27 protein-coding genes are annotated in these 25980 nt (G+C 62.4%); 9 read left to right on the plus strand and 18 right to left on the minus strand.

From position 1 onward, the window contains the following. The first annotated feature begins 61 nt into the window (after positions 1-61). The 3 genes from relA (at position 62) to QBK88_RS10395 (ending at position 3770) form a co-directional block, all read left to right on the plus strand. Complete coding sequence (gene relA, locus QBK88_RS10385; RefSeq protein ID WP_268149087.1) at positions 62-2308, plus strand: GTP diphosphokinase; 2247 nt, start codon at positions 62-64, stop codon at positions 2306-2308. A gap of 62 nt (positions 2309-2370) precedes the next feature. After that, positions 2371-3204 (plus strand): nucleoside triphosphate pyrophosphohydrolase, encoded by an 834-nt coding sequence (mazG, locus tag QBK88_RS10390; protein ID WP_277961977.1) that lies wholly within the window; start codon positions 2371-2373, stop codon positions 3202-3204. Positions 3205-3230: 26 nt separating this feature from the next. Further along, the gene (locus QBK88_RS10395; RefSeq protein WP_268149092.1) at positions 3231-3770 is read left to right on the plus strand and encodes a DUF2058 domain-containing protein; all 540 of its coding nucleotides are present in this window, start codon (positions 3231-3233) and stop codon (positions 3768-3770) included. A gap of 72 nt (positions 3771-3842) precedes the next feature. On the opposite strand, the gene QBK88_RS10400 is transcribed toward QBK88_RS10395, so the two are convergent. The 5 genes from QBK88_RS10400 to pyrC all read right to left on the minus strand — a co-directional run bounded on the left by QBK88_RS10400 (position 3843) and on the right by pyrC (position 7146). Next, positions 3843-4025 carry a hypothetical protein gene (locus QBK88_RS10400; RefSeq protein ID WP_277961978.1) on the minus strand — a complete coding sequence of 61 codons (183 nt, stop codon included), beginning with the start codon at positions 4023-4025 and terminating at the stop codon, positions 3843-3845. A gap of 287 nt (positions 4026-4312) precedes the next feature. Next, on the minus strand, positions 4313-4789 hold the full coding sequence (gene bfr / locus QBK88_RS10405) for a bacterioferritin (protein WP_268149094.1): 477 nt from the start codon (positions 4787-4789) through the stop codon (positions 4313-4315). Between the two features lie 201 nt (positions 4790-4990). Further along, positions 4991-5209 (minus strand): bacterioferritin-associated ferredoxin, encoded by a 219-nt coding sequence (locus QBK88_RS10410; RefSeq protein ID WP_277961979.1) that lies wholly within the window; start codon positions 5207-5209, stop codon positions 4991-4993. 222 nt (positions 5210-5431) lie between these two features. Continuing rightward, a complete protein-coding gene (rnt, locus tag QBK88_RS10415) occupies positions 5432-6103 on the minus strand; it encodes a ribonuclease T (protein WP_277961980.1) in 672 nt (223 codons plus the stop codon). After that, the gene (pyrC, locus tag QBK88_RS10420) at positions 6100-7146 is read right to left on the minus strand and encodes a dihydroorotase (protein WP_277961981.1); all 1047 of its coding nucleotides are present in this window, start codon (positions 7144-7146) and stop codon (positions 6100-6102) included. Before pyrC ends, rnt begins: the two co-directional genes overlap by 4 nt. 129 nt (positions 7147-7275) lie before the next feature. Here pyrC and QBK88_RS10425 point away from each other — a divergent pair, with 129 nt between their 5' ends. After that, on the plus strand, positions 7276-8244 hold the full coding sequence (locus QBK88_RS10425) for a flagellar protein MotY (protein ID WP_277961982.1): 969 nt from the start codon (positions 7276-7278) through the stop codon (positions 8242-8244). A 131-nt stretch (positions 8245-8375) separates the two neighbouring features. Continuing rightward, positions 8376-9593, plus strand: a complete 1218-nt coding sequence (locus QBK88_RS10430; protein WP_277961983.1) for an argininosuccinate synthase — start codon at positions 8376-8378, stop codon at positions 9591-9593. A 57-nt stretch (positions 9594-9650) separates the two neighbouring features. On the opposite strand, the gene QBK88_RS10435 is transcribed toward QBK88_RS10430, so the two are convergent. Continuing rightward, positions 9651-10322, minus strand: a complete 672-nt coding sequence (locus QBK88_RS10435) for a hypothetical protein (RefSeq protein ID WP_277961984.1) — start codon at positions 10320-10322, stop codon at positions 9651-9653. Positions 10323-10899: 577 nt separating this feature from the next. Here QBK88_RS10435 and QBK88_RS10440 point away from each other — a divergent pair. Beyond that, complete coding sequence (locus QBK88_RS10440) at positions 10900-11526, plus strand: response regulator transcription factor (RefSeq protein WP_268149102.1); 627 nt, start codon at positions 10900-10902, stop codon at positions 11524-11526. 97 nt (positions 11527-11623) lie between these two features. Here QBK88_RS10440 and QBK88_RS10445 read toward each other — a convergent pair whose 3' ends face one another. The 4 genes from QBK88_RS10445 to metG form a co-directional block, all read right to left on the minus strand. Further along, complete coding sequence (locus QBK88_RS10445) at positions 11624-11800, minus strand: PA3496 family putative envelope integrity protein (protein WP_268149104.1); 177 nt, start codon at positions 11798-11800, stop codon at positions 11624-11626. Between the two features lie 107 nt (positions 11801-11907). Beyond that, positions 11908-12546, minus strand: coding sequence for an endonuclease III (gene nth / locus QBK88_RS10450; protein WP_277961985.1), 639 nt, complete (start codon positions 12544-12546; stop codon positions 11908-11910). A 19-nt stretch (positions 12547-12565) separates the two neighbouring features. Then, entirely contained in the window at positions 12566-13576 is a 1011-nt protein-coding gene (gene rsxB, locus QBK88_RS10455; protein WP_277962091.1) for an electron transport complex subunit RsxB, read from the minus strand. 81 nt (positions 13577-13657) lie between these two features. Further along, a complete protein-coding gene (gene metG / locus QBK88_RS10460; protein ID WP_277961986.1) occupies positions 13658-15700 on the minus strand; it encodes a methionine--tRNA ligase in 2043 nt (680 codons plus the stop codon). Positions 15701-15888: 188 nt separating this feature from the next. Here metG and apbC point away from each other — a divergent pair, with 188 nt between their 5' ends. After that, the gene (gene apbC, locus QBK88_RS10465; RefSeq protein ID WP_277961987.1) at positions 15889-16983 is read left to right on the plus strand and encodes an iron-sulfur cluster carrier protein ApbC; all 1095 of its coding nucleotides are present in this window, start codon (positions 15889-15891) and stop codon (positions 16981-16983) included. Between the two features lie 125 nt (positions 16984-17108). On the opposite strand, the gene QBK88_RS10470 is transcribed toward apbC, so the two are convergent. After that, positions 17109-17318 carry a cold-shock protein gene (locus QBK88_RS10470; RefSeq protein WP_008365925.1) on the minus strand — a complete coding sequence of 70 codons (210 nt, stop codon included), beginning with the start codon at positions 17316-17318 and terminating at the stop codon, positions 17109-17111. Between the two features lie 337 nt (positions 17319-17655). Here QBK88_RS10470 and dcd point away from each other — a divergent pair, with 337 nt between their 5' ends. Continuing rightward, positions 17656-18222 (plus strand): dCTP deaminase, encoded by a 567-nt coding sequence (gene dcd, locus QBK88_RS10475; protein WP_003184751.1) that lies wholly within the window; start codon positions 17656-17658, stop codon positions 18220-18222. 100 nt (positions 18223-18322) lie between these two features. Then, positions 18323-18538: a hypothetical protein gene (locus QBK88_RS10480; protein ID WP_268149115.1), complete on the plus strand. Its 216-nt coding sequence runs from the start codon at positions 18323-18325 to the stop codon at positions 18536-18538. A gap of 49 nt (positions 18539-18587) precedes the next feature. Here QBK88_RS10480 and pdeM read toward each other — a convergent pair whose 3' ends face one another. From pdeM to QBK88_RS10515, 7 genes are all read right to left on the minus strand, one after another. Then, positions 18588-19223, minus strand: a complete 636-nt coding sequence (gene pdeM / locus QBK88_RS10485; RefSeq protein WP_445764919.1) for a ligase-associated DNA damage response endonuclease PdeM — start codon at positions 19221-19223, stop codon at positions 18588-18590. A 20-nt stretch (positions 19224-19243) separates the two neighbouring features. Then, positions 19244-21682 (minus strand): ligase-associated DNA damage response DEXH box helicase, encoded by a 2439-nt coding sequence (locus QBK88_RS10490; RefSeq protein WP_277961989.1) that lies wholly within the window; start codon positions 21680-21682, stop codon positions 19244-19246. Positions 21683-21757: 75 nt separating this feature from the next. After that, positions 21758-22522: an ABC transporter ATP-binding protein gene (locus tag QBK88_RS10495; RefSeq protein ID WP_268151371.1), complete on the minus strand. Its 765-nt coding sequence runs from the start codon at positions 22520-22522 to the stop codon at positions 21758-21760. A gap of 13 nt (positions 22523-22535) precedes the next feature. Beyond that, positions 22536-23654, minus strand: coding sequence for a succinylglutamate desuccinylase/aspartoacylase family protein (locus tag QBK88_RS10500; RefSeq protein WP_277961990.1), 1119 nt, complete (start codon positions 23652-23654; stop codon positions 22536-22538). A gap of 9 nt (positions 23655-23663) precedes the next feature. Beyond that, positions 23664-24374 (minus strand): ABC transporter permease, encoded by a 711-nt coding sequence (locus QBK88_RS10505; protein WP_268149121.1) that lies wholly within the window; start codon positions 24372-24374, stop codon positions 23664-23666. Then, on the minus strand, positions 24371-25099 hold the full coding sequence (locus QBK88_RS10510) for an ABC transporter permease (RefSeq protein WP_268149123.1): 729 nt from the start codon (positions 25097-25099) through the stop codon (positions 24371-24373). The genes QBK88_RS10505 and QBK88_RS10510 overlap by 4 nt, the downstream gene beginning before the upstream one ends. 66 nt (positions 25100-25165) lie before the next feature. Then, positions 25166-25945, minus strand: coding sequence for a transporter substrate-binding domain-containing protein (locus tag QBK88_RS10515; protein WP_268149125.1), 780 nt, complete (start codon positions 25943-25945; stop codon positions 25166-25168). Positions 25946-25980: the final 35 nt, after the last annotated feature.

The following is a 25980-nucleotide window of genomic DNA, read 5'->3' on the forward strand; positions in this document are numbered from 1 at the left end:
GAAGGGCAAAGCCAGCGATCTGTTGATGCGTTAGCAACGCGTCATAGGGAAGGTAAACAAGATGGTACAGGTGAGAGCACACCAGCCGATCAACACTGACGGCAGTATCAATCTCGATGCGTGGCTGGACCACATCGTCAGTGTCGACCTGGCGCTGGACCGTGCGGCCCTGAAACAAGCCTGCGAGTTCGCCTTGCAGGCCGAGCAACAAGGCAACATGGCCAAGCACTCCTGGGCCGACGGTACGTCGTGTTTCCAGGCGGGCCTGGAAATCGCCGAAATCCTTGCCGACCTCAAGCTTGACCAGGACACCCTGGTGGCAGCCGTCATCTACCGCGCCGTGCGCGAAGACCGGGTCACGGTAGCCGACGTCAGCGAGCGCTTCGGCGCGGTGGTGGCCAAACTGATCGACGGCGTGCTGCGCATGGCCGCCATCAGCGCCAGCCTCAGCCCTCGCCAGTCGCTGGTGCTGGGCAGCCAGGGGCAGGTGGAAAACCTGCGCAAGATGCTGGTGGCCATGGTCGACGACGTGCGCGTGGCGCTGATCAAGCTGGCGGAACGCACCTGCGCCATCCGTGCGGTGAAGAACGCCGACGAAGAGAAGCGCAACCGCGTGGCCCGCGAGGTGTTCGACATCTACGCGCCACTGGCCCACCGCCTGGGCATCGGCCATATCAAGTGGGAACTGGAGGACTTGTCCTTCCGCTACCTGGAGCCCGACCAGTACAAGCAGATCGCCAAGCTGCTGCACGAGCGCCGGCTGGACCGCGAGCGTTTCATCAGCGATGTGATGACCCAGTTGCAGAACGAGCTGCTGGCCACCGGCGTGAAGGCCGACATCAGCGGCCGTGCCAAGCACATCTATTCCATCTGGCGCAAAATGCAGCGCAAGGGCCTGGAATTCAGCCAGATCTATGACGTGCGCGCGGTGCGCGTGCTGGTGCCCGAAATGCGCGACTGCTACACCGCGCTGGGCATCGTCCACACCTTGTGGCGGCACATTCCCAAGGAGTTCGACGACTACATCGCCAACCCCAAGGAGAACGGCTACCGGTCGCTGCATACCGCGGTCATCGGCCCCGAAGGCAAGGTGCTGGAAGTGCAGATCCGCACCCATGCCATGCATGAGGAAGCGGAACTGGGCGTATGTGCCCACTGGCGTTACAAAGGCACCGACGTCAAGTCCGGGTCCAACCACTACGAAGAGAAAATCTCGTGGCTGCGCCAGGTACTGGAGTGGCACGAAGAGCTGGGCGACATCGGTGGCCTGGCCGAACAGTTGCGCGTGGACATCGAGCCCGACCGGGTGTACGTGTTTACCCCCGACGGCCACGCCATCGACCTGCCCAAGGGCGCCACGCCATTGGACTTCGCCTATCGCGTACACACCGAGATCGGCCACAATTGCCGCGGCGCCAAGATCAACGGCCGCATCGTGCCGCTCAACTACAGCCTCAACACCGGCGAGCAGGTGGAGATCATCACCAGCAAGCACGGTACGCCGAGCCGCGACTGGTTGAACTCGAACCTGGGCTACGTGACCACCTCGCGGGCGCGGGCCAAGATCGTCCACTGGTTCAAGCTGCAGGCCCGCGACCAGAACGTGGCCGCCGGCAAGACCCTGCTGGAGCGCGAACTCAGCCGCCTGGGCCTGCCCCAGGTGGACTTCGAGCAACTGGCCGAAAAAGCCAACCACAAGACAGCCGACGACATGTTCGCGGCCCTTGGGGCGGGCGATCTGCGCCTGGCGCACCTGGTCAACTCGGCCCAGCAACTGGTCGAGCCGGAGCGCGGCAACGAACAACTGGAACTGATACCGCGCAAGTCCAGCACCGGTTACAAGCCGGGCAAGCGCGGCGACATCCAGATCCAGGGCGTGGGCAACCTGATGACGCAGATGGCCGGTTGCTGCCAGCCGCTGCCGGGCGACGCCATCGTCGGCTACATCACCCAGGGCCGCGGCGTCAGCATTCACCGCCAGGACTGTGCCTCGGTGCTGCAACTGGGCGGCCGCGAACCGGAGCGCATCATTCAGGTCAGCTGGGGCCCGGTGCCGGTGCTCACCTACCCGGTGGACATCATGATCCGTGCCTACGACCGTTCCGGCCTGCTGCGCGACGTCTCCCAGGTGCTGCTCAACGAGCGCATCAACGTACTGGCGGTCAACACCCGCTCGAACAAGGAAGACAACACCGCGCTGATGTCGCTGACCATCGAGATCCCCGGGCTCGATGCCCTGGGGCGCTTGCTGGGGCGTATCTCGCAGCTGCCGAACATCATCGAGACCCGGCGTAACCGCACGCCTTAATTCACCCCTCGGCCCGCCTTGTCCTCTGCAGGGCCGGGCGGGAAGCTCCAAGAGATTTGCAGATGTATTCACTTGAAGACCTGCTCAGCCTGATGGCCCGCCTGCGTGATCCGCAGTACGGCTGCCCCTGGGACATCAAGCAGACCTACGCCAGCATTGTTCCCTATACCCTGGAAGAGGCCTACGAGGTCGCAGACGCCATCGAGCGCAGCGACTTCGAGCACCTGCAAGGCGAACTGGGGGACCTGCTGTTCCAGGTGGTTTATTACAGCCAGCTGGCGCGCGAAGAAGGCCGCTTCGAGTTTGACGGCGTGGTCGATGGCATCACCCGCAAGCTGATCCGCCGTCACCCCCATGTTTTCCCCACCGGCGAGCTCTACGCGCCGCTGGACACCCCACGCCTGAGCGAAGAGCAGGTCAAGCTGCGCTGGGACGAGATCAAGGCCCAGGAGCGCGCTGAGAAGGCCTTGGCCCCTGAGCAGTTGTCATTGCTCGACGACGTGCCGCAGGCCTTGCCGGCCCTTGCGCGTTCCGCCAAGCTGCAAAAGCGTGCCGCAGGCGTCGGTTTCGACTGGCCGGCGGCGCTGCCGGTGCTCGACAAGGTGCGCGAAGAGCTGGACGAAGTGCTGGAGGCCATGGCTGATGATGACCACGCGGCGGTGAGCGAGGAGGTCGGTGACCTGCTGTTCACGGTGGTCAACCTGGCCCGGCACCTCAAGGTCGACCCGGAAAACGCCTTGCGCGGCGCCAATGGCAAGTTCGAGCGGCGCTTTCGTTTTATCGAACAGGCATTGCGCGACACCCACCGCCCCATTGAAGATTGCACCCTCGACGAATTGGACGCCCTGTGGGGCGACGCCAAACGCCAGGAAAAAAACCTGCCCAGCTGTGGCTGAGCCCGTTGCATAAGTGAGCACGTACCATGAGCCTTTCCCTTCGTGACCAATTGCTGAAAGCCGGTCTGGTCAACCAGAAGCAGGTCAAGCAAGTCAGCAAGAACCAGCAGAAACAGAAGCGCCTGGAGCAAAAAGGCCAGGTGGAAGTCGACGACACCCAGCAGCGCCTGGCCCAGGAGGCGATGGCCGAGAAGGTCAAGCGTGACCAGGAGCTGAACCGCCAGCAGCAAGAGAAGGCCGAGCAGAAAGCCCGCGCCGCCCAGGTCAAGCAATTGATCGAGGTGTCGCGCCTGCCCAAGCTGACCACCGAAGACTATTACAACTTCGTCGATGACAAGAAGGTCAAGCGCCTGTCGGTCAACGCCTTGATGCGCGCCAAGCTGAGTTCCGGTTCGCTGGCCATCGTGCATCATGGTGGTGGCTACGAGGTGATCCCCCGCGAGGCCGCCCTGAAGATCCAGGAGCGCGCACCAGAGCGAATCGTTTTGCTGAACGTGGTGACCGAGGAACCGGACGCCGATGACCCGTACGCGGCCTACGTGATCCCTGACGACCTGATGTGGTAAACCCCGCACAAAGAAAAACCCCGCTTCGGCGGGGTTTTTTACTGAAGGCAGTAGTGACGATATAAAAATGACTTATTGCTGGGAGCGCTGCGCTTCCAGGTTTTCCAGCTCGGCTTTATAGCTCTGAGCGTCGTTCTCGTTGTGGAACATGCCAACCAACAGGTCCTGTTGGTAAACGTCCCAGATACGGACGCCAGCGGCCACGCCTTCGTGAGACATGTGTGAATCGTCGCGTTCGGTTACTTTTACAGTCATTTGAAAGCTCCAATTTCTCAAGTTCTGCAGCAAGGCTCTGCAGGACTCCTTTATAGAATTTGTTAGCTTCCTAAGTAAACAGGCGGTTTTTGCAACGATTACTTGCGCAAATCGTATGAATGGCTGAAAGCCCCGTGCTTGGCGGTCTGCGGCGCTTTGTCGCACCCTACTTTGGTAACATGAAAGTATCTTCATTTTTAGCTGGGGAACCGTTCGGGCACAAAAAAGCCCTGCGAACAGGGCTTTGATGATGTGCGTGGCCAGTGCAGGACAGGGCGAAGTAAGGCTTACTCGTCCTCGCCCATGCCCGATTGCAGGTAGTTCTCCAGGCTGACCTTGTCGATCAGGCCCAGCTGGGTTTCCAGCCAGTCGATGTGCTCTTCCTGGTCTTCCAGGATGTCTTCCAGCAAGTCGCGGCTGCCGAAGTCGCCGGTGGTTTCGCAGTGGGCGATGGCGGCCTTGATATCGGTGTGGGCCTTGCGTTCGATCTTCAGGTCGCACTCGATCATTTCACGGGTGTGTTCGCCGATGAGGATCTTGCCCAGCTCCTGCAGGTTGGGAATGCCTTCCAGGAACAGGATACGCTTGATCAGTTTGTCAGCGTCCTTCATGGCCTGGATGGATTCCTTGTACTCGAACTTGCCCAGCTTGTTCAGGCCCCAGTCTTCATACATGCGCGCGTGCAGGAAGTATTGGTTGATGGCGATGAGCTCGTTACCGAGGATCTTGTTGAGATGCTGGATGACGCTGATATCGCCTTTCATGGTGGGGTCCTGTCCTGGGTAATGGGTGCCAATGCCGGAAGTTTGAGCCCCGCAACTTCCGCTGTCAAACCTAAGTTATTGAATACTATATGAAAATTAATCGGAATAAGAATGTTTGAGTTCCGCATCCGGAACGTAACTACTTGAATTTCAGGCATAAAAAAACCGGACACACGGTCCGGTTCTTCAGTATTCGGGGTTTCAGGCGGCGGTAAATTCTACCGGGTAGGGCAGGGCGGCCTGGGTAGTTTGCAGTTCGGTGAGGGTTTCGCGCACCACTTGCTTGGCAAGGCAGGCGCATTTACCGCATTGAGAGGCCACACCCAAGGTCTGGCGGACGTCCTTGTAGCTGCAGCATCCTTCATAGATCGCGTCACGGATCTGACCATCGGTCACACCTTGGCAGAGGCAAACATACATAGGGGGCACACCGTCGCTGTGTCGTCTTGATGCGGTGAGACTAATCGTAATGAGAATGCTTGTCAAAACAACTTCGCAACGCATTAAGTCAGAGCGATGGGTGGTCATGTGCGGGGGATGAGAGGGTGCAGGGCCGGTCGTGCCTGCGAGCCTTTGGGGGCTCGAAAGGCTTGCTGGCAAACCAGCTCCTGCAGGGATCACGGGGTGATCAGGCGAGGCGTATCAACGGTCGAAGTCTTCCCAGCCACCCATTTCCTTCCAGCGGTTGACGATGCCGCAGAACAGCTCGGCGGTCTTCTCGGTGTCATAGCGGGCCGAGTGGGCCTCACGGCCGTCAAAGTCGATGTCGGCTGCCTGGCACGCCTTGGCCAGCACGGTCTGGCCGTAGGCCAGGCCCGCCAGCGTGGCGGTGTCGAAGCTGGAAAAGGGGTGGAACGGGTTGCGCTTGAGGTCGTTGCGCGCCACGGCGGCATTGAGGAAGCCCAGGTCGAAGCTGGCATTGTGGCCCACCAGCACCGCGCGCTTGCAGCCATTGGCCTTCAGCGATTTGCGGATACTGCGGAAGATGTCGGTCAGTGCCGATTCCTCAGTGACTGCCATGCGCAATGGGTGGTCCAGCTTGATGCCGGTGAACTCCAGCGCCGCCGGCTCGATGTTGGCGCCCTCGAACGGCTCTACCCGGAAGAACAGCGTGTGCTCGGGGTACAGGAAGCCCATCTCGTCCATGCCGATGATGGTCGCGGCGATTTCCAGCAGCGCGTCGGTGGCGCTGTTGAAGCCGCCGGTCTCGACATCGACCACTACCGGCAGGTAACCGCGAAACCGCGCTGCCATGGGGTGGCGTGAGCCGCCACCGCCGTTGTCCTGGTCTTCGTCGAAGTGGTCTTCACTCACGCGGTTTTCTCCAGCAGGCGCCAGCGCAGTTTTTCACCGGCGCGCAGCGGGATGACGGACAGCTCGCCGAACGGCAGGCTGGCCGGGGCCGTCCACTCTTCGCGGACCAGGGTAATGGTGTCGGTGTTCACCGGCAGGCCGTAGAAGGCCGGGCCATGCAGGCTGGCGAAGCCTTCGAGCTTGTCCAGCGCATTGCGCTGCTCGAATGCCTCGGCGTACATCTCGATGGCCGCGTAGGCGGTGTAGCAACCGGCGCAACCGCAGGCCGCTTCCTTGGCATGCTGGGCGTGAGGTGCCGAGTCGGTGCCCAGGAAGAACTTGGGGCTGCCACTGGTGGCCGCGTCCAGCAACGCCACCTGGTGGGTGTTGCGCTTGAGGATCGGCAGGCAGTAGAAGTGCGGACGAATGCCGCCCACCAGCATGTGGTTGCGGTTGTACAACAGGTGATGCGCGGTGATGGTCGCCGCCACGTTGGCCGAAGCCTCGTTGACGAACTGCACGGCGTCACCGGTGGTGATGTGCTCGAACACCACTTTCAAGGTAGGGAAGCGTTCCACCACGCGGCGCATGTGCTCGTCGATGAACAGCTTCTCACGGTCGAACACGTCCACTTCGCCGCGGGTCACTTCACCGTGCACCAGCAGCAGCATGCCCACTTCGGCCATGGCTTCGAGCACCGGGAAGATCTTGTCGACGCTGGTCACGCCCGAATCGGAATTGGTGGTGGCCCCGGCCGGGTACAGCTTGGCCGCGTGGACAAACCCGCTGGCCTTGGCCGCGCGGATGTCGGCAGGGGTGGTCAGGTCGGTGAGGTAAAGCACCATCAGCGGCTCGAAACGGCTGCCGGCCGGGCGTGCGGCCAGGATGCGCTGGCGGTAGGCGTCGGCTTCCTCGGCGTTGCGAACAGGCGGTACCAGGTTGGGCATGATGATTGCGCGGCCAAAAGTGCGCGCAACGTCGCCGACGGTGTGGGGCAGCACGGCGCCATCGCGAAGATGGATGTGCCAGTCATCGGGACGCAGGAGGGTCAGGCGGTCGGACATGGGGGTTTCCAGGCGGTTCGAACTCGGGGGAATGCTACCGCAAATGGGCGATACAGGCACTCGCTATCAAGTTTTCCGCGACCCGACCGATAGCCCGGAGGTATGCCGTACACATTTGTGGAGCCTCCCGTGCGCCAGCGTTATCTTGCCCTGCTCAGTATGTTTGCCAGCCTGCCTGCGATGGCAATCACTTTCCAGACCCGTCTGGAGAATGTCGAGTGGAAGGTCGAAGGCGATCAATTCGAATGTCGGCTGGTTCAGCCCATCACCGATTTCGGTTCCGGTGAATTCGTTCAGCGGGCGGGGGAGGGGGCGGTGTTCAGCCTCAAGTCCAACAGCCGCCTGTTGGGCCGTGGCTCGGCGACCTTGCTGGCGGCGGCCGCGCCGTGGCAGCCAGGGCGCGGCGACATCAGCCTGGGTTCGGTGCGCATGGGCGGCGGTGACACGCTGTTCAGCAGTTCCCAGGGGCAGGCCAGCCGCTTGATCGGCGGCCTCATCGAGGGGCGCAGCACGGTCATCCGTACGTTTTCCGGGGAAACCGGGCGCCCGACGGAAGTACGGGTGCTGCCAGTGAAGTTCAGCCAGGGTTACACCGACTTCCAGGCTTGCACCAGCAAACTGCTGGCGATGAACTTCGACCAGGTCAGCCGTACCCAGGTGGGCTTTCCAGGCGGTGGCAACGACCTGGACGCCGCCGCCAAGCGCCGCCTGGACACCATCCTGGCGTACATGAAAGCCGACCCCAGCGTGAACCATGTCGAGCTCGACGGGCACTCGGACAACAGCGGCAACCGCCTGACCAACCGCGACATGTCGCGCCGTCGCGCCCTGGCCGTGATGGATTATCTGAAGGCGGGGGGCGTGCCCGAAGCCGATATCGTCATGCGCTTTCATGGCGAGCAATACCCCATCGCGCCGAACACCAACGCTGCCAACCGCGCCCTCAACCGCCGGGTGAACATCCAGTTGTCGCGGGTGCCCGTGGCCGAGCAACCCGCGGTACCGCCTGAAGCGGTACAACAGGCACCCGTGCCGGCGTCCCGGCAGGCGCCTGCGCAGCCCGGCCCTGCGCAAGCCAAGCCGCCCGCGCAGCTATAAAGGCTGCTCAGAAGGGTCGCCCGCGCGAAAGTTATTGTCGCTTCATCGTCATTTGCTGTCGCGCCTCTGTAAATCTGCGGGTTTGAACGGTAGACTAATCGGCTTTCCGTACAACCCCGTGGAGTGATGGCATGGCGGACGTAAACAAGGTCGTTCTGGCGTATTCCGGCGGCCTGGACACTTCGGTGATCCTCAAGTGGCTGCAGGACACTTATAACTGCGAAGTGGTGACCTTCACCGCTGACCTGGGCCAGGGCGAAGAAGTAGAACCGGCACGCGCCAAGGCTCAGGCCATGGGCGTCAAAGAAATCTACATCGACGACCTGCGCGAAGAATTCGTGCGCGATTTCGTGTTCCCGATGTTCCGCGCCAACACCGTCTATGAAGGCGAGTACCTGCTGGGTACTTCCATCGCCCGCCCACTGATCGCCAAGCGCCTGATCGAGATCGCCAACGAAACCGGCGCCGACGCCATTTCCCATGGTGCCACCGGCAAGGGCAATGACCAGGTGCGTTTCGAGCTGGGCGCCTATGCCCTCAAGCCAGGTGTGAAAGTCATCGCCCCATGGCGTGAGTGGGACCTGCTCTCGCGCGAGAAGCTGATGGACTATGCCGAGAAGCACGGTATTCCGATCGAGCGCCACGGCAAGAAGAAGTCCCCGTACTCGATGGACGCCAACCTGCTGCACATCTCCTATGAAGGCGGCGTGCTGGAAGACACCTGGACCGAGCACGAAGAAGACATGTGGCGCTGGACCGTCTCCCCGGAGAAGGCCCCCGACACCGCGCAGTACCTGGAACTGACCTACCGCAACGGTGACATCGTTGCCCTGGACGGCGTCGAGATGTCCCCGGCTACCGTGCTGGCGACCCTGAACAAGATCGGCGGCGCCCACGGCATCGGCCGTCTGGACATCGTCGAGAACCGTTACGTGGGCATGAAGTCCCGTGGCTGCTACGAAACCCCTGGCGGCACCATCATGCTGCGCGCCCACCGTGCCATCGAGTCCATCACCCTGGACCGCGAAGTCGCTCACCTGAAAGACGAGCTGATGGCCAAGTACGCCAGCCTGATCTACACCGGCTACTGGTGGAGCCCTGAGCGTCTGATGCTGCAACAGATGATCGATGCTTCCCAGGTCAACGTGAACGGCGTCGTGCGCCTCAAGCTGTACAAGGGCAACGTCATCGTCACCGGCCGCAAGTCCGACGACTCGCTGTTCGACGCCAACATCGCCACCTTCGAAGAAGACGGCGGTGCTTACAACCAGGCCGACGCGGCGGGCTTCATCAAGCTCAACGCACTGCGCATGCGCATCGCTGCCAACAAGGGCCGCAAGCTGTTCTGATTGCCCCCTGTCTGCCACACGAAGCCCCGGCCTGCCCGGGGCTTTTTGTTTTGCGGGTCACGCAGGGCCCGCGCTATCAAGTGGCCCGTTGGCTTGCCGGCTCAAGGTGACCAGCGCAGCGGTGCCCATGTCGTAAGCGCTCACGGTGCAATCGCTGCCATGCTCGAAGGTTCTGGCGAGGGCCTGCGCCAGCAACTCGTTGACGCCACCGCCCCCCTCCCTTGGCTGGTAGAGCAGTATCAGGTGCTGGCCGTTTGCGTGGGGCGCCTTCAGGAGGGTGTCGATCGCTGTATTCAGGTGGTCGGCGGTTTCGAAATGCCTGCAGTCCAGAATATACAAGGCCCTTGGCCGCGCCGTGCTGCCTGGTGCGGCGGGAGGGTCGGGCGCCGGTGGCGGGTGGTTGACGGCCGATACCGGGGGGGTGGTGACCGCCGGGGTCGGTTCGGGTGTGGTGGGCGTTACCGCTGCCGGTGGGCCGTTGGCTATTTGCATGAAGTCGCGTTGGTTATTGAAGTCTGAAGGCGAGTACAGCACTTTGTAATTGAAATTAAGGGTTACAAAGAATAACAGTGTCAGAAACGGTGGAAAGCCAACCAGAAACCACGTGTATAGGTCCTGGCTGTCCTCTTTGAGAAAAGGCAGTGAAGCCAAGGCCGATGCTTCTACAATTGCGGCAAAGATTGCAATGATCGTTAACGGGTTCTTGGTCTGCGCGGGGGGACTGGACATGGTAGCTCCTTGCCATGGCTTGTATTCAGCCGACATCAGTCAGCGACATCGTAGAGTTTCAACGGCGGGGCCGGGTTGATGCATAGTTATTTTTGTTTGTGTTTATGACGAGGCCCATCCTGCCGCCAGGGTGCGCCTTCCCTGATTGAAGGGGTGGGCGCCCCCGCTGGCAAAGGCCTTTGCAGGATCTGCGAGGTGAAAAACCATTTACAACTGGATATAAAGAGAAGGGCAGGCACCGGGTGAATGATTGCGTGGGGTGTGCCGCGGTGGTACCGGAAACGGAAGACTGCAGTTGGAAACAGGTTGAATGTCTTGTAAGTAAATACTCAATTGCTGCCGATAAATCAATGTGCAATGCTCATTGTCGTCAGGTATTTATCAATGTAGGGCTACCAATTGTCGGAAAAATCTGGAGAGAACTTCAACGGACGAGGTTTTCTGTAGGAAAAGTCTTTGTTGGCTGTAGGTTTTGTCTTTGCTGCTAGGTGGATGGTGGCGATGCAATGCAAAGAGCCAGACGACTAGGCTATTGTGCGGGCTCTAAAAATTCGAACAGCGATAATTGGATTTTCCCATGAATAAAGTGCTGATCGTGGATGATCACCCTGTCATTCGCCTAGCGGTGCGCATGCTGATGGAGCGCCACTGCTACGAGGTGGTAGGGGAGACGGACAATGGCGTGGACGCCCTGCAACTGGCACGGGAGCATGAACCGGACATCGTCATACTCGATATCGCCATACCCAAGCTCGATGGCCTGGAGGTCATCGCAAGGCTGACGGCCGAGAAACGGACGGCCAAGGTGCTGGTGCTCACTTCCCAGGCGCCTGGGCATTTCTCCATGCGCTGCATGCAGACGGGCGCGGCGGGTTACGTGTGCAAGCAGCAGGACCTGACGGAACTGCTCAGTGCCATCAAGGCGGTGCTGTCAGGCTACAGTTATTTCCCCAACCAGGCGTTGCACTCGGTGCGCTCAAGCCTTGGCAATGCGTCCGAGGCGCAGATGATCGAGCGCTTGTCAGGGCGTGAAATGATGGTGTTGCAGCAACTGGCGCGGGGCAAGAGCAACAAGGAAATCGCCGATGGCATGTTCCTGAGCAACAAGACCGTGAGTACCTACAAGACCCGGTTGCTGCTCAAGCTCAATGCACGGTCCCTGGTGGACCTGATTGAATTGGCCCAGCGCAACGGCCTGGCCTGAAGGAAAATGTGCGGCTGGGTTGCTGGCGAACAGTCGAGCCGCGTTGAAAGGCTCGCTGGCCCGCGCAATGCTGCCCGCCGGCGCCCAGCCGGAGGGTTCAGAGGTCGAAATCGTAATCGGCCAACTGCTTTTGCAGGCGGCGTTCTTCCAGAAGGTTGTCGATGGTGCGTCGTTTGCTGAGATTGGTTTTTGCCGTCTCCACGGGGGCATCGTCATCGCTGTCGACGGGGGCGAACTCGTCTTCCACATCCAGTTCTTCTTTACCGGTGCTCATATAGTCAACTCCAGGCTTGGAATGCCATTGGCGCACCTTATATCGGTAAAAACGCAACAGGTAAAAAAGATTTTTTCAATCGCCTGATCAGCTTTTTCAATAAGGCGTCAATCGTCGGAGGTCTTGTGCTTGTAATCGCACAAGTCTTCGATCCGGCAACTGCCGCACCGTGGTTTGCGCGCCTGGCATACGTAACGGCCGTGCAGGATCAACCAATGGTGTGAATCGAGCAGGTAGTCCTTGGGTACGAACTTGAGCAGGTTCCTTTCCACCTCCAGCACGTTCTTGCCTGGGGCGATGCCAGTGCGGTTGCTGACGCGGAAAATGTGGGTGTCCACTGCCATGGTGGGCTGGCGGAAGGCGGTGTTGAGGACCACGTTGGCGGTTTTGCGGCCTACGCCTGGCAGCGCCTCCAGGGCTTCGCGGGTTTGTGGAACCTCGCCACCATGCAGTTCCACCAGCATGCGGCACGCTTCGATCACGTTGCGGGCCTTGCTGTTGTACAGGCCGATGGTCTTGATGTATTCGGACAGGCCCTCGATGCCCAGGGCATGGATGGCCGCGGGCGTGTTGGCGACCGGAAACAGTCTGGCGGTGGCCTTGTTCACGCCCACGTCGGTGGACTGGGCCGACAGGATGACGGCGATCAGCAGTTCGAAGGCCGAGGTGTAGGCCAGTTCGGTCTTGGGTTCGGGGTTGTCTTCGTGGAGCCGGCGGAAAATTTCCCGGCGTTTGGCGGCATTCATCGGTCACGGTGTCCTGAGGTCATGGCTGGCCAAGGGCGTCCAGCGCTTGTTGGGCCAAAGTGACCGCCTGGCGAGCGTTCTCCAGGGCCACGGCGTCGGTGGTGTCGGTGCGCTCCAGCTTGCCCAGCTCCGCGCGGCGCATGGCCAATTGTATCTTCGCGCGCTTGAGGTCGGCGCCTGGAGCTGGCGGGGTAGCGGGCTGCGCCTGACCCTGCAGGCTGGCCAGGTGGGCTTCGGCGTTGCTGGCTTCTTCGTCCAGGGCCTGCAAGCGTTGGAAGTGCGCCAGGGTCGGAGGCGTCGGGTATACGCGCAGTGTCTTGGTCCACTGTGCACGGGTCATGGCCGCGGCGACCTTGGCTTGCTTGAGCGGTGCATCGTCGCCGGCCTTCTGGGCCTGTACGCGGGCCAGCGCGGCCTGTACCGGGTCGGTGGTAGCGGCAGGCGAAGCCAGGCGGGCCTGGCGCAGGCTCTCGCGGCGTGCCTGGTCGCGGGCCAGGCGCGCGTTGTGGTGTTCGAAGCGGCGGCGGGCGCGGTCACGTTTGTGGGCACGCGCCTGGCGCTCGTTGTCGTCATGGGCGAGGCCACCGACGATGGCCACCCCTTGGCTGGCGGGCAGTGGGCGCAACTCGATGCAGTCCACCGGGCACGGAGCGACGCACAGGTCGCAGCCGGTGCATTCATCGATGATCACGGTATGCATGAGCTTGGCGGCGCCGACGATGGCGTCTACCGGGCAAGCCTGGATGCATTTGGTGCAGCCGATGCATTCGGCCTCGCGGATATACGCCACCTGCGCCGGTGCACTGCCGCGGCTGGTGTCCAGGGCGATGACCGGCACCTGCAGCAGGTCTGCCAGCGCGCGGATGGTCTCCGTGCCGCCAGGTGGGCATTTGTTGATCGCTTCGCCGGCGGCCAGGCCCTGGGCGTAGGGCAGGCAGCCGCCATGCCCGCATTTTCCGCATTGGGTCTGGGGCAGGAGGGCGTCGATGCGTTGAATGAGGCTCATGTCGGGTGTCCGAAATAAATGCAGGAGCTGGCTTGCCAGCGAGCGTCCGGTGGCCCGGAACGGCTCGCTGGCAAGCCAGCTCCTGCATGACCGCCAGGGCGGGTGTTACTTGATGCGCTGGCCTGGCTTGGCGCCGCTGTCGGGGCTCAGCAGGTAGATCTCTTCGCCGCCAGGGCCGGCAGCCATGACCATGCCTTCGGAAATACCGAAGCGCATTTTGCGCGGCTTGAGGTTGGCGATCATCATGGTCAGGCGACCTTCCAGCTCGGCCGGGTTCGGGTAGGCACTCTTGATGCCCGAGAACACGTTGCGTTGCTGGTCACCGATGTCCAGGGTCAGGCGCAACAGTTTGTCCGCACCCTCGACATGCTCGGCTTTGACGATCAGGGCCACGCGCAGGTCGACTGCGGCGAAAGCGTCGAACTCGATTTCCGGCGACAGCGGGTCTTTGCTCAGCTCGCCGTTGCCGGCAGGCGCGGCTGGGGCCTGGCTGGCTTCCAGGTCCTCCCTGGAGGCGTCCACCATGGCCTGCACCTTCACCGGGTCGATACGGCTCATCAGCGCCTGGAACGGGTTCAGCGTGTGGTTGGCCAACAGGGTCTTGTGGTCGTCCCAGGTCAGGGGCGCGACGTTGAGGAACGCCTCGGCGTCAGCGGCCAGGTTCGGCAGCACCGGTTTGAGGAAGATCACCAACTGGCGGAACAGGTTAACGCCCAGGGCACACACGGCCTGCACTTCGTCCTGCTTGCCTTCCTGCTTGGCCAGGGCCCACGGTGCCTTGTCGGCGATGAAGGCGTTGGCGCGGTCGGCCAGGGCCATGATTTCGCGCATGGCACGGGCGAAGTCACGGGCCTCGTAGGCTTCGGCGATGCTTGGGGCCGCGGCCAGGAAGGCATCGGTCAGCTCAGGGGCGGCGTTCTCGGCCACCAGCACGCCGGCGTTGCCTTTGTGGATGAAGCCGGCGCAGCGGCTGGCGATGTTGACGACCTTGCCCACCAGGTCGGAGTTGACCTTCTGCACGAAGTCGTCGAGGTTCAGGTCCATGTCGTCCACGCCGCGGCCCAGTTTGGAGGCGTAGTAGTAGCGCAGGTATTCCGGCGACAGGTGGTCCAGGTAGGTGCGGGCCTTGACGAAGGTGCCGCGCGACTTGGACATCTTCTGACCGTTGACGGTCAGGTAGCCGTGCACGTTCACCGCGGTCGGCTTGCGGTAGCCGGCGCCTTCGAGCATGGCGGGCCAGAACAGCGCGTGGAAGTTGATGATGTCCTTGCCGATGAAGTGGTACAGCTCGGCGGTGGAGTCCTTGCTCCAGTACGCGTCGAAGTCCAGCTCCGGGCGGCGTGCGCACAGGTTCTTGAAGCTGGCCATGTAGCCGATCGGCGCATCCAGCCACACGTAGAAATATTTGCCAGGCTCGCCTGGAATCTCGAAGCCGAAATACGGTGCGTCACGGGAGATGTCCCACTCCTGCAGGCCGCTGTCCAGCCATTCGGCCAGCTTGTTGGCGACGGCGTCCTGCAGCGTGCCGCTGCGGGTCCAGGCCTTGAGCATGTCCTGGAAGTCGGGCAGCTTGAAGAAGAAGTGCTGGGAGTCCCGCAGTACCGGGGTGGCACCGGAGATCGCCGACTTGGGGTTCTTCAGCTCGGTGGGCGCGTAGGTGGCGCCGCATTTTTCGCAGTTGTCGCCATACTGGTCTTCGGCCGCGCACTTGGGGCAAGTGCCCTTGATGAAGCGGTCGGCCAGGAACATCTGCTTGTCGGGGTCGAAGTACTGGGTGACCGAACGCTGGGAAATGTGCCCGGCGTCGCGCAGCTTCAGGTAGATCTGCGACGACAGTTCGCGGTTCTCTTGCGAGTGGGTGGAGTGGAAATTGTCGAATTCCACCAGGAAGTCGGCGAAGTCGGTACTGTGTTCGACCTGCACGTTGGCGATCAGCTGTTCGGGGGTGATGCCTTCCTTTTCCGCGCGCAGCATGATGGCCGAACCGTGGGCGTCGTCGGCGCAGACATAGGTGCACTGGTTGCCACGGTGCTTCTGGAAACGCACCCACATGTCGGTCTGGATGTACTCGACCATGTGGCCAAGGTGGATCGAACCGTTGGCGTAGGGCAGGGCGCTGGTGACGAGAATCTTGCGGGGCTCGGACATGGGGCTCGGCTACTTAGAAGTCAAACGAAGATCGGCCACTATAAAGGCCCGGCGGATTTTTTTCACCCTCCCCAGGCTTCCTCTGCCCCGCAGGGTAGCGCGGGGGGCTTCGAGATTTTCCCTACCGTGCCGCGGACGCGCTAGGATAGCCGCCTGTCTTGCTCAGTCTTTATATAACGGGAGAACCCATGGGCGCCGTCAACCGCGCAGCCGTCGAGGCCGTGCTTCGCCAGTACACAGACCCCTACCTGAACCAGGACCCGGTCAGCGCCGGATGCGTGCGGGCCATCGACATCAATGGCGAGCAGGTCAGCGTCACGCTGGAACTGGGCTACGCCGCCGGCCTGTTCAAGAACGGGTTCGCGCAGATGCTGCAACTGGGCATCGAGGGCCTGGAGGGCGTCGCCCGCGCCACGGTGCAGATCAACTGCGTGATCGCCGCGCACAAGGCTCAGGCCCAGGTGCCAGGCATGGCCAACGTCAAGAACATCGTGGCAGTGGCCTCGGGCAAGGGCGGGGTGGGCAAGTCCACCACCGCCGCCAACCTGGCCTTGGCACTGGCCCGTGAAGGTGCGCGAGTGGGCATGCTCGATGCCGATATCTATGGCCCCAGCCAAGGGGTGATGTTCGGTATTGCCGAAGGCACCCGGCCGCTGGTCAAGGACCAGAAGTGGTTCGTGCCGCTCAAGGCACATGGCGTGGAGGTGATGTCCATGGCCTTCCTGACCGATGACAACACCCCCATGGTGTGGCGCGGGCCCATGGTGTCTGGCGCGTTGCTGCAGTTGATCACGCAGACTGCCTGGGACGATCTGGACTACCTGGTCATCGACATGCCGCCAGGCACCGGCGACATCCAGCTGACCCTGGCGCAGAAAGTGCCGGTGGCCGGTTCGGTGATCGTGACCACGCCCCAGGACCTGGCACTGCTGGACGCCAGGAAGGGCGTGGAGATGTTCCGCAAGGTCAACATCCCGGTATTGGGTGTGGTGGAGAACATGGCCGTGCACATCTGCTCCAACTGTGGCCATGCCGAGCACCTGTTTGGCGAGGGCGGTGGCGAGAAGCTGGCGGCCCAGTACGGTGTGGAGCTGCTGGCTTCGTTGCCGTTGTCGATGCTGATCCGCGAGCAGGCCGACAGCGGCAAGCCCACGGCCATCGCTGAACCGGAAAGTCAGATCGCCATGGTTTACCAGGAGTTGGCTCGCCACGTGGGTGCGCGGATCGTGTTGCAGGAGGCTGCGGCGCCCGCGATGCCGAACATCACCGTCAGCGACGATTGAGATCGGCGTCATTTGGTCCCCGAGCTTCGTCCGGACCGGGCGAGCTCGGGGAACAGGCATCGCAAATTCCAGGCATAAAAAAACCCCGCTCGAGAGCGGGGTTCTTTTGAACTGTTCAGTACAAGTTAGATAACTTGAACTTCTTCAGCTTGCATGCCTTTCTGGCCGCGGGTAGCGACGAAAGAAACTTGCTGGCCTTCTTTCAGGCTTTTGAAGCCGTCAGCCTGGATAGCTTTGAAGTGTACGAACAGGTCGTCACCGGATTGTGGAGTGATGAAGCCGAAGCCTTTTTCATCGTTGAACCACTTAACGGTACCGGTTTGGCGATTGGACATGGTGAGTCTCCTTGGACAAAGTTAACTGCGGCTAGGAACGCCCTGGCCGAGACTGAGTGCAAAGAGCAGGAAAATTCATGAAGATGTAAAACATCGGGTAGAGATTCTCAGTGACACAAGCAACACAGTGACGCCACCATAACCCTTTTTCCGGGGCCTGCCAATGCCCTTCGCAACGAATATCCCAAATCATGACTGACGGTGCGGGCAAGTGACGAAAAGTCGCAGTTTTCGCGGGCTTCCAGCCCGCTAATTGACCACTGCACTTTGAGCCGTGGCCCGTGGTCCGGTAAGATGCCGGCATCATTTTCACACCTCGCTATTCAGGACACCCGCCATGAGCATCAAATCGGACAAGTGGATTCGCCGCATGGCGCAAGAGCACGGCATGATCGAGCCTTTCGTCGAGCGCCAGATGCGTGGCGAAGGCGCCGACCGGCTGATCTCCTTCGGCGTGTCCAGCTACGGCTACGACGTGCGCTGCGCCGATGAATTCAAGGTGTTCACCAACATCAACTCGGCCACGGTCGACCCGAAGAACTTCGATGAGAAGAGCTTCGTCGACGTCAAGAGCGACGTGTGCATCATCCCGCCGAACTCCTTCGCGCTGGCCCGCACCGTGGAGTACTTCCGTATCCCGCGCAATGTGCTGACCATCTGCCTGGGCAAGAGCACCTACGCGCGTTGCGGCATCATCGTCAACGTCACGCCGCTGGAACCGGAGTGGGAAGGCCACGTGACCCTGGAGTTCTCCAACACCACCACGTTGCCGGCCAAGATCTACGCCAACGAAGGCGTGGCGCAGATGCTGTTCCTGGAGTCCGACGAAGAGTGCGAAGTGTCCTATAAAGACCGCGGCGGCAAGTACCAGGGCCAGCGTGGCGTGACCCTGCCGCGTACTTAATCCGACCGGCGCAAGGAATTAGTCGGGAAAAAGGCACTCTATCGAGGTGAACTGTTCTGTTTCGCGTCACGCGAAGCGGACCTTTGCCCAGGGAGTGCCTATGAAAATCGACCCGACCATCAGCGCCGAACTGGCCAGGCTGCAACCCAACCAGATTGGCGTGCTTGCCTGGACCTTGCTGGCCAACCCCATGGCCCAACAGGCAGGCGGCCTACCGGGCCAACCGGACCCCGATCCCAATCCCGACTACCCTCAGCCCGAAGAGCCTGGCGAACCTACTATTCCAGACCAGCCACCACCCGCCCCCGTGGCGTGAAGCTGACGACGGTGCAGGGGTTGGCTTGCCAACTCCTGCAGGGCAGGGTCTAGCCGGCCACTGGCCAGACGTGTCCGTCACCTACCACGTAGACGGTCTCGCCCACCCCGGGGCGCACCGCATAGCCCCCCGTGAACGCTCCGAAAGCAGGCAGCAGGCTGACCTGCCCGCCCAGCACAAAGCAGGGCAGGCGCAGGCTCTGGCGGCCTCTCCCGTGTAATCGATATACGGGGTGTACATGCCCGGCCAGCACCGGTAGGTGCGAATGGGGCGTGGGTTCGTGCTGCAGGGCCAGGGGCCCGACCACCCAAGGTTCACTGACGACCTGGAAACCCAGCTCGGCAGGCGGGTCGCCAGCGCGCCGGTCGTGGTTGCCGCGTATCAGCGTCACTGCGAGATTCGTGTGCCGCTCGCGCCAGGCCATCAGGGCGGCCAGGGTCGCAGGGCCTTGTGAGCCGGGTGCATGGAGGAAGTCACCGAGGAAGATCAATTGCCCGCAGTCATGCTGCGCCAGAAGGCGGTCCAGCATGGCCAGGTTGCTGGCCGTGGTACCGTGGGGCACTGGTTGCCCCAGGCGCCGGTAGGCTGCCGCCTTGCCGAAATGGGCGTCGGCTATCAACAGCGCGCGCTGCTGAGGCCAATAGATAGCTTTCTCCGGCAGCAGCCACAGCGTGGTGCCATGCACACTTAACTCATGATGCCCGCTCACCGGTCTGCTGCCCGCTCAAGTTCGCCGACCATCCGCGCGATGCGATCAGCAAGTTTTTCCGAACTCAGGCTTTCGCGAAAGCGCTCCACCAACAAGGGGAACGCCAGAGGCGTGGCGCGCTTGAGGGCATGCACGTCCAGGCGCAGGCCCTGAATGCGCGTCAGAGTATGAGCCAGGCGCTGCACATCCAGCTCCTGGCGCAGCACCTCTTCCTGGGCTTGGGTAAGCAGCAGGTTGCCGGCATCGTACTGTTTGAACACCTCGAAGAACAGGCTGCTGGAGGCCTGAACCTGGCGTGTACTTTTTTGCGACCCGGGGTAACCGCCGAAGACCAGGCCGGAAATGCGCGCGATCTCCCGGAAACGTCGTTGCGCCAGTTCCCCGGCATTGAGGCTGGCCACGACGTCGGCCAGCAGGTGATCGGGGCTGAGCAAGGTCCCATTGAGCCACAGCGGCCAGTCCACCGCCGTTGCGCTGAGCAGTTCGAAGCCGTAGTCATTGACCGCCATGGAGAAGGTCAGCGGCTGCTGGCGGCTCATGCGTGAGGCCAGCAGGCTGGCCAGCCCCAGGTGTACCTGGCGGCCGGCAAAGGGGTAGAGAAACAGGTGCCAGCCCTCTCGGGACTTGAGGGTTTCGGCCAGCAGGGTAGTGGGGGTTGGCAGCGCGGACCAGTGTTGCTGCACCTCCAGCAACGGCCGCACAGCACGCATGGGCGCGCTGTGGTACTCGCCCTGGGCTGCCAGGCCCAGTTGCACCACCAGGGCATCGGCCAGCTCGCTGGACAACGGCATGCGCCCACCATTCCAACGGGGTACGGCGGCTTTTTTCGCGGTGCTGCGCTTGACATAGGCGGTCATGTTTTCCACCCGCACCAACTCCAGTTGCCGGCCGGCGAACAGGAAGCCGTCGCCGGGGCGCAGGCGGGCGATGAAGCCTTCTTCGACACTGCCCAGGGAGCGGCCGCCTCCGCCTTTGCTCCAGAATTTGAGTTGCAGGCTGGCGTCGCTGACGATGGTGCCGATACTCATGCGGTGGCGGCGCGCCAGCCGGGCGTCGGGCACCCGCCACACGCCGTGTTCGTCAGGCTCCACGCGGCGGTAGTCAGGGTAGGCGGTCAGCGAGTGGCCGCCATGGCGGACGAACGCCAGGGCCCAGCGCCATTCGTCATCGGTCAGGTCGCGGTAAGCCCAGGCGCTGCGTACCTCGGCCAGCAGTTGCTCAGGCAAGAAGCCGCCCCCCAGGGCCATGGTCACCAGGTGCTGTACCAGCACGTCCAGCGGTTTGTGCGGTGATTCACGCGGTTCGATCTGACGGTCGGCCACGGCCTGCTCGGCGGCGGCCGCTTCCACCAGTTCCAGGCTGTGCGTGGGCACCAGGGTGACCCGCGAGGCGCGACCGGGCGCGTGGCCCGAGCGGCCGGCGCGTTGCATCAGCCGCGCCACACCCTTGGCCGAGCCGATCTGCAGCACGCGCTCCACCGGCAGAAAGTCCACGCCCAGGTCGAGGCTGGAGGTGCAGACCACGGCCTTGAGTTCGCCTTGCTTGAGTGCCCGTTCAACCCAGTCGCGGGTTTCGCGCGCCAGCGAACTATGGTGCAAGGCGATGATACCGGCCCAGTCGGGGCGGGCGTCCAGAATCGACTGAAACCAGATTTCCGCCTGGGCGCGGGTGTTGGTGAACACCAGGCAACTGCTGCTGGCGTCGATTTCGGCCACCACCTGGTCCAGCATGCGCAGGCCCATGTGGCCACCCCAGGGGAAGCGCTCGATGGCGCCGGGCAACAGGGTGTCGACCTCGATGCGCTTGGCGTCGGCGCCCTGCACGCTGATACCTTCGCCCGGGCCCAACAGGACTTCCTGGGCGTGGGCCTGGTTGCCAAGGGTGGCGGAAATACCCCACACGATCAGGCCAGGTTGCCAGCGGCGCAGACGCGCCAGGGCCAGTTGCAGTTGCACGCCGCGCTTGTTGCCGATCAGTTCGTGCCACTCGTCCACCACCACCATGCGCAGGCTGGCGAATTCGGTGTGCGCCTGCTCACGGGCCAGCAGCAGGGTCAGGCTTTCCGGGGTGGTGATCAGCGTGGTCGGCAGGCGCCGACCCTGTCGCGCGCGTTCGGCGCTGCTGGTATCGCCGGTGCGCAGGCCCAGGCTCCAGGGCAGTTGCAGGTCGTCAAGGGGCGTTTGCAGAGCGCGTTGGGTGTCGGCCGCCAGTGCGCGCATGGGCGTGATCCACAGCACCGTCAGTGGCGCGGTGCGGCTGCCGGCCTTGGCGAACCGCTGCAAGGCCGCGAACCACAGTGCGTAAGTCTTGCCGGCGCCGGTACTGGCATGCAGCAGGCCGGACTGTCCCGCTTTCACCGCTGTCCAGACCTGTTTCTGGAAAGCGAAGGGTTTCCAGTGTCGGTCGGCGAACCAGTGGCGGGCGTGATCGGGCATGGGTGCTGTCCGTGGGGGTTAAACCAAAGACAGCGGCGCCCGGCAGATAGTTTTGTTTTAAAAGCGCAGTGGGTGTTACTTCAGGTTGCCACTGAGGAACTGGCGCAACCGCTCGCTGGTCGGGTTGCCCAGTACGTCCGCCGGGGCGCCTTGTTCTTCCACCAGGCCCTTGTGCAGGAACATCACCTGGTTGGACACCTGGCGCGCGAAGCTCATTTCGTGGGTGACCATGATCATGGTGCGGCCTTCCTCGGCCAGGCCCTGAATCACCTTCAGTACTTCCCCCACCAGCTCCGGGTCCAGCGCCGAGGTGGGTTCGTCGAACAGCATCACCTCCGGTTCCATGGCCAGCGCGCGGGCGATGGCCACGCGCTGCTGCTGGCCACCGGAAAGGAACGCCGGGTATTGGTCGGCGACCCGCGCCGGCAGGCCTACCTTGTCCAGGTAGCGGCGCGCCCGCTCTTCGGCTTCCTGCTTGCTCACGCCCAGCACCCGGCGCGGGGCCATGGTGACGTTTTCCAGCACGCTCATGTGGCTCCACAGGTTGAAGTGCTGGAACACCATGGCCAGGCGCGTGCGAATACGCTGCAGTTCGGCCGGGTCGGCCACGCGCATGCCATGGCTGTCCTGCACCATGCGGATCTGCTTGCCGTCCAGGCTCATGGCGCCGTCGTTCGGGGTTTCCAGGAAGTTGATGCAGCGCAGGAACGTGCTCTTGCCCGAGCCGCTGGCGCCGATCAGGCTGATGACGTCGCCGGTGTTGGCCTTGAGCGATACGCCCTTGAGCACTTCGTTGTCGCCGTAGCGTTTGTGCAGGCCTTCGATGGTCAGTTTGTACATGGGCAAGTGGGTCTCAAGGCGAAAGGAGGTAGCCGCTGCGGTAGGCGTCACGGCCGGCGACATGGGCAATGACCATGCCGGCGGTGGCCATGCGGCGCAGCGAACGGGCGTAGAGCAAGCCAGGTTGGGCACACCGCACCGGGGTCACGGTGTCGGTGATCGGGTCTATGACCTCGGCGATCAGCTGGTCGGTCGTCATCAGGGTGCCCGGCAGCACATGAAACACCAGCAGGCCGCCCACGGGCGTGACCACCGGTTCTACGGCCGCCAGTGGCGTGGCAGGCTGCAGCAACGCGGGCAAGGGCGCCGGGGTGCCGCTGATGGCGCCGAAGTGCGTCAGGTAGTCGAGAATGCCCTGGCAGTCGGCCAGGGCCGTGGGGTGGTCCACATCGCCCTGACCGCGCAGTTCCACGGTCACCGAAAAGCTGCCCTGGGGGATCTCGAAACGGTGGTTGAAGCGCTGCTGCAACTCCCACCACACCAGGGTGAAGCACTCGTCGAACGACTGGCCGCCCGAATCGGTGGCGAGCAGGCTGGCCTGAGCGCCCAGGTAGCGCGACAACGGCTCTACCCTGGGCCAGGCCTCGGGCGTGGTGTACAGGTGTTGCACGGCTTCGAAGTCACAGTGCAGGTCCAGCACCATCAGCGCATCGCAGGCCAGGCGCTGCAACACCAGGCGCTGGGATTGCAACTGGGTGGTCGGCACCTGCGCTTGCAGGGCTTTGCGCAGGCTGGCGCGGATCAGGCTGGCGTTGTGCTGCGGGTCGTCGCTGAGGTGGGGTTCCACCTCGGTCCCCACCTCATCACTGAGGTCGACGAACAGGCGGTTGAAGTTTTGCCCGCTCTCCAGCTCATAGCGGCCCAGGGGCACGTCCATCAGCACTTGTTCGAGGCCCACCGGGTTAGCCACCGGCACCAGCACGATTTCGTGGGTCAGGCGCCCGGCCTGTTCCAGCTCGCTCAGGCGCTGCTTGAGGTGCCAGGCCACCAGCATGCCGGGCAGTTCGTCGGCGTGCAGCGAAGCCTGGATGTAGATCTTGCCGGCGCCGTCCGTGGGGCCATAGTGAAAGCTGTGGACCTGCCGGGTGGTGCCGGGCACCGGGCTGATCAGGTCATGGGTATGGTGTCGCATGATCGTGTCCTAGTGCGCGGGGCCGAGGAAGGCCAGCCAGCGGCGTTCAGCCAGGCGGAACAGCCCCACCAGCGTAAAGGTGATGGTCAGGTAGATCAGCGCGGCGATGCCGAACGACTGGAAGGTGAGGAAGGTCGCCGAGTTGGCGTCCCGGGCCACCTTGAGGATATCGGGCACGGTGGCGGTGAAGGCCACGGTGGTGGAGTGCAGCATCAGGATCACTTCGTTGCTGTAGAACGGCAGCGAGCGGCGCAGGGCCGAGGGCATGATCACGTAGGTGTACAGCTTCCAGCCCGTGAGGCCGTAAGCCTTGGCTGCCTCGACTTCACCGTGGTTCATGCTGCGGATGGCGCCGGCGAAGATTTCGGTGGTGTAGGCGCACGTGTTCAGGGCGAAGGCCAGGATGGTGCAGTTCATGGCATCGCGGAAGAACGCGTCCAGCACCGGTTGCTCGCGCACCGCGGCAATACTGTAGATACCGGTGTAGCAGATCAGCAACTGGATGTAGAGCGGCGTGCCGCGGAACAGATAGGTGTAGAACTGCACCGGCCAGCGCAGCCAGAAGTGGCTGGACACGCGGGCGATGGACAGCGGAATCGACACCACGAAGCCGATGGCGATGGAGGCGCTGAGCAGCCACATGGTCATGGCCAGGCCGGTGATGTGCTGACCGTCCGAATACAGGAACGGGCGCCAGTACTGTTGCAACAATTCGATCATCGCACCGCCTCCCGGCTGCCTGCGCTGTAACGCCGTTCAGCCCAGCGCAACACGATGTTGGATGCACTGGTGATCAGCAGGTAGATGACGGCCGCCAGGACCAGGAAGTAGAACAGCTGGTAAGTACTCTTGCCGGCGTCCTGCGCGGCCTTGACCACGTCCGCCAGGCCGATGATCGACACCAGCGCGGTGGCCTTGAGCATCACCATCCAGTTATTGCCGATGCCCGGCAGGGCAAAGCGCATCATTTGCGGGAACACCACGTAACGAAAGCGCTGGCCGCGCTTGAGGCCGTAGGCGGTAGCCGCTTCCACCTGGCCGCGCGGTACGGCGAGGATGGCGCCACGGAAGGTTTCGGTGAAATAGGCGCCATAGATGAAACCCAGGGTGATCACCCCCGAGACGAAAGGGTCGATCTCGATGTAGTCCCAGTCCATGGCGTCGGTGAAATTGGTCAGCCAGGTCTGCAGGCTGTAGAAGATCAGCAGCATCAGCACCAGGTCAGGCACGCCGCGGATCAGGGTGGTGTAGAGCTGGGCAGGCACGCGCAGAAGCTTGACGCTGGACAGCTTGGCGGTAGCGCCCAGCAGCCCCAGGCAAACGCTCACCAGCAGCGACAGCACGGCAAGCTTGATGGTCATCCAGGTGCCTTCCAGCAGGATGGGGCCGAAGCCCTTCAAGCTGAATGCCGAAAGCCCCAGGTTTTGTAATAGGTCATCGAACATGGATCAGGCCTGTGCAGGTAGAAAAAACGCCTTCCCCCGGAGAGAGGAAGGCGTCGTTACCAAATGTTACTTACCGCTGTACAGGTTCAGATCACCGAAGTGTTTCTTCTGAATGGCATCGTAGGTGCCATCTTTGTGTAACGCTTCGATACCTTTATCCAGCAGGGCCTTGAGGTCTTTGTTACCTTTCTTGATACCGACGGCGGTCTTGGCCGGCAGCAGCGGGTCGTCCACTGGCTTGCTGACTTCGTAGGCGGCGCCCTGCGGAGACTTCAGGAAGCCCAGCTCGGCCTGCAGCATGTCCTGGATGGAAGCGTCCAGGCGGCCATTGGTCAAGTCAGCGTAGACCTGGTCCTGGTTGGCGTAAGGCTGGATTTTCACCCCGGCCGGCTCCAGTTTGGCCTTGGCGTAGGCTTCCTGGATGGTGCCCTGCTCATAGCCCACGGTCTTGCCTTTGAGCGACTCGGGCGTGCTGTAGGCCGCACCCTTTTTGAACACCAGCGCGGTTGGGCCGGAGAACAGTTCGCTGGAGAAATCGATGACCTTTTCCCGCGCTTCGGTCACGGTCATGGACGAAATCACGCCGTCGAATTTGCCGGCGTTCAGGCCCGGCACCATGCCGTCGAAGTCGTTCTCGACCCACTTGCACTGCACTTTCAGTTCTTTGCAGATGGCGTTGCCCAGGTCGATGTCAAAGCCCACCAGGCTGCCGTCGGCGGCCTTGGATTCAAACGGAGCGTAGGACGGGTCCACGCCGAAACGCAGTACCTTGTAATCCTTGGCCATCGCGGCGCCAGCAGACAAACATAAGGCCAGTGCAGAAAGGGTCAGCAATGCTTTTTTCATTGTGCAGTCCTTAGAACCTGAGAAGAGCGTACAGG

The organism is Pseudomonas sp. RIT-To-2 (assembly GCF_029623465.1).
Classification (GTDB): domain Bacteria; phylum Pseudomonadota; class Gammaproteobacteria; order Pseudomonadales; family Pseudomonadaceae; genus Aquipseudomonas; species Aquipseudomonas silvicola.

Coding starts and splice junctions, on each gene's coding strand:
- relA (WP_268149087.1), top strand. CDS start 62: ATGGTACAGGTGAGAGCACACCAGCCGATCAACACTGACGGCAGTATC.
- mazG (WP_277961977.1), top strand. CDS start 2,371: ATGTATTCACTTGAAGACCTGCTCAGCCTGATGGCCCGCCTGCGTGAT.
- QBK88_RS10395 (WP_268149092.1), top strand. CDS start 3,231: ATGAGCCTTTCCCTTCGTGACCAATTGCTGAAAGCCGGTCTGGTCAAC.
- QBK88_RS10400 (WP_277961978.1), bottom strand. CDS start 4,025: ATGACTGTAAAAGTAACCGAACGCGACGATTCACACATGTCTCACGAA.
- bfr (WP_268149094.1), bottom strand. CDS start 4,789: ATGAAAGGCGATATCAGCGTCATCCAGCATCTCAACAAGATCCTCGGT.
- QBK88_RS10410 (WP_277961979.1), bottom strand. CDS start 5,209: ATGTATGTTTGCCTCTGCCAAGGTGTGACCGATGGTCAGATCCGTGAC.
- pyrC (WP_277961981.1), bottom strand. CDS start 7,146: ATGTCCGACCGCCTGACCCTCCTGCGTCCCGATGACTGGCACATCCAT.
- QBK88_RS10430 (WP_277961983.1), top strand. CDS start 8,376: ATGGCGGACGTAAACAAGGTCGTTCTGGCGTATTCCGGCGGCCTGGAC.
- QBK88_RS10435 (WP_277961984.1), bottom strand. CDS start 10,322: ATGTCCAGTCCCCCCGCGCAGACCAAGAACCCGTTAACGATCATTGCA.
- QBK88_RS10440 (WP_268149102.1), top strand. CDS start 10,900: ATGAATAAAGTGCTGATCGTGGATGATCACCCTGTCATTCGCCTAGCG.
- QBK88_RS10445 (WP_268149104.1), bottom strand. CDS start 11,800: ATGAGCACCGGTAAAGAAGAACTGGATGTGGAAGACGAGTTCGCCCCC.
- nth (WP_277961985.1), bottom strand. CDS start 12,546: ATGAATGCCGCCAAACGCCGGGAAATTTTCCGCCGGCTCCACGAAGAC.
- metG (WP_277961986.1), bottom strand. CDS start 15,700: ATGTCCGAGCCCCGCAAGATTCTCGTCACCAGCGCCCTGCCCTACGCC.
- apbC (WP_277961987.1), top strand. CDS start 15,889: ATGGGCGCCGTCAACCGCGCAGCCGTCGAGGCCGTGCTTCGCCAGTAC.
- QBK88_RS10470 (WP_008365925.1), bottom strand. CDS start 17,318: ATGTCCAATCGCCAAACCGGTACCGTTAAGTGGTTCAACGATGAAAAA.
- dcd (WP_003184751.1), top strand. CDS start 17,656: ATGAGCATCAAATCGGACAAGTGGATTCGCCGCATGGCGCAAGAGCAC.
- QBK88_RS10480 (WP_268149115.1), top strand. CDS start 18,323: ATGAAAATCGACCCGACCATCAGCGCCGAACTGGCCAGGCTGCAACCC.
- QBK88_RS10490 (WP_277961989.1), bottom strand. CDS start 21,682: ATGCCCGATCACGCCCGCCACTGGTTCGCCGACCGACACTGGAAACCC.
- QBK88_RS10495 (WP_268151371.1), bottom strand. CDS start 22,522: ATGTACAAACTGACCATCGAAGGCCTGCACAAACGCTACGGCGACAAC.
- QBK88_RS10500 (WP_277961990.1), bottom strand. CDS start 23,654: ATGCGACACCATACCCATGACCTGATCAGCCCGGTGCCCGGCACCACC.
- QBK88_RS10505 (WP_268149121.1), bottom strand. CDS start 24,374: ATGATCGAATTGTTGCAACAGTACTGGCGCCCGTTCCTGTATTCGGAC.
- QBK88_RS10510 (WP_268149123.1), bottom strand. CDS start 25,099: ATGTTCGATGACCTATTACAAAACCTGGGGCTTTCGGCATTCAGCTTG.
- QBK88_RS10515 (WP_268149125.1), bottom strand. CDS start 25,945: ATGAAAAAAGCATTGCTGACCCTTTCTGCACTGGCCTTATGTTTGTCT.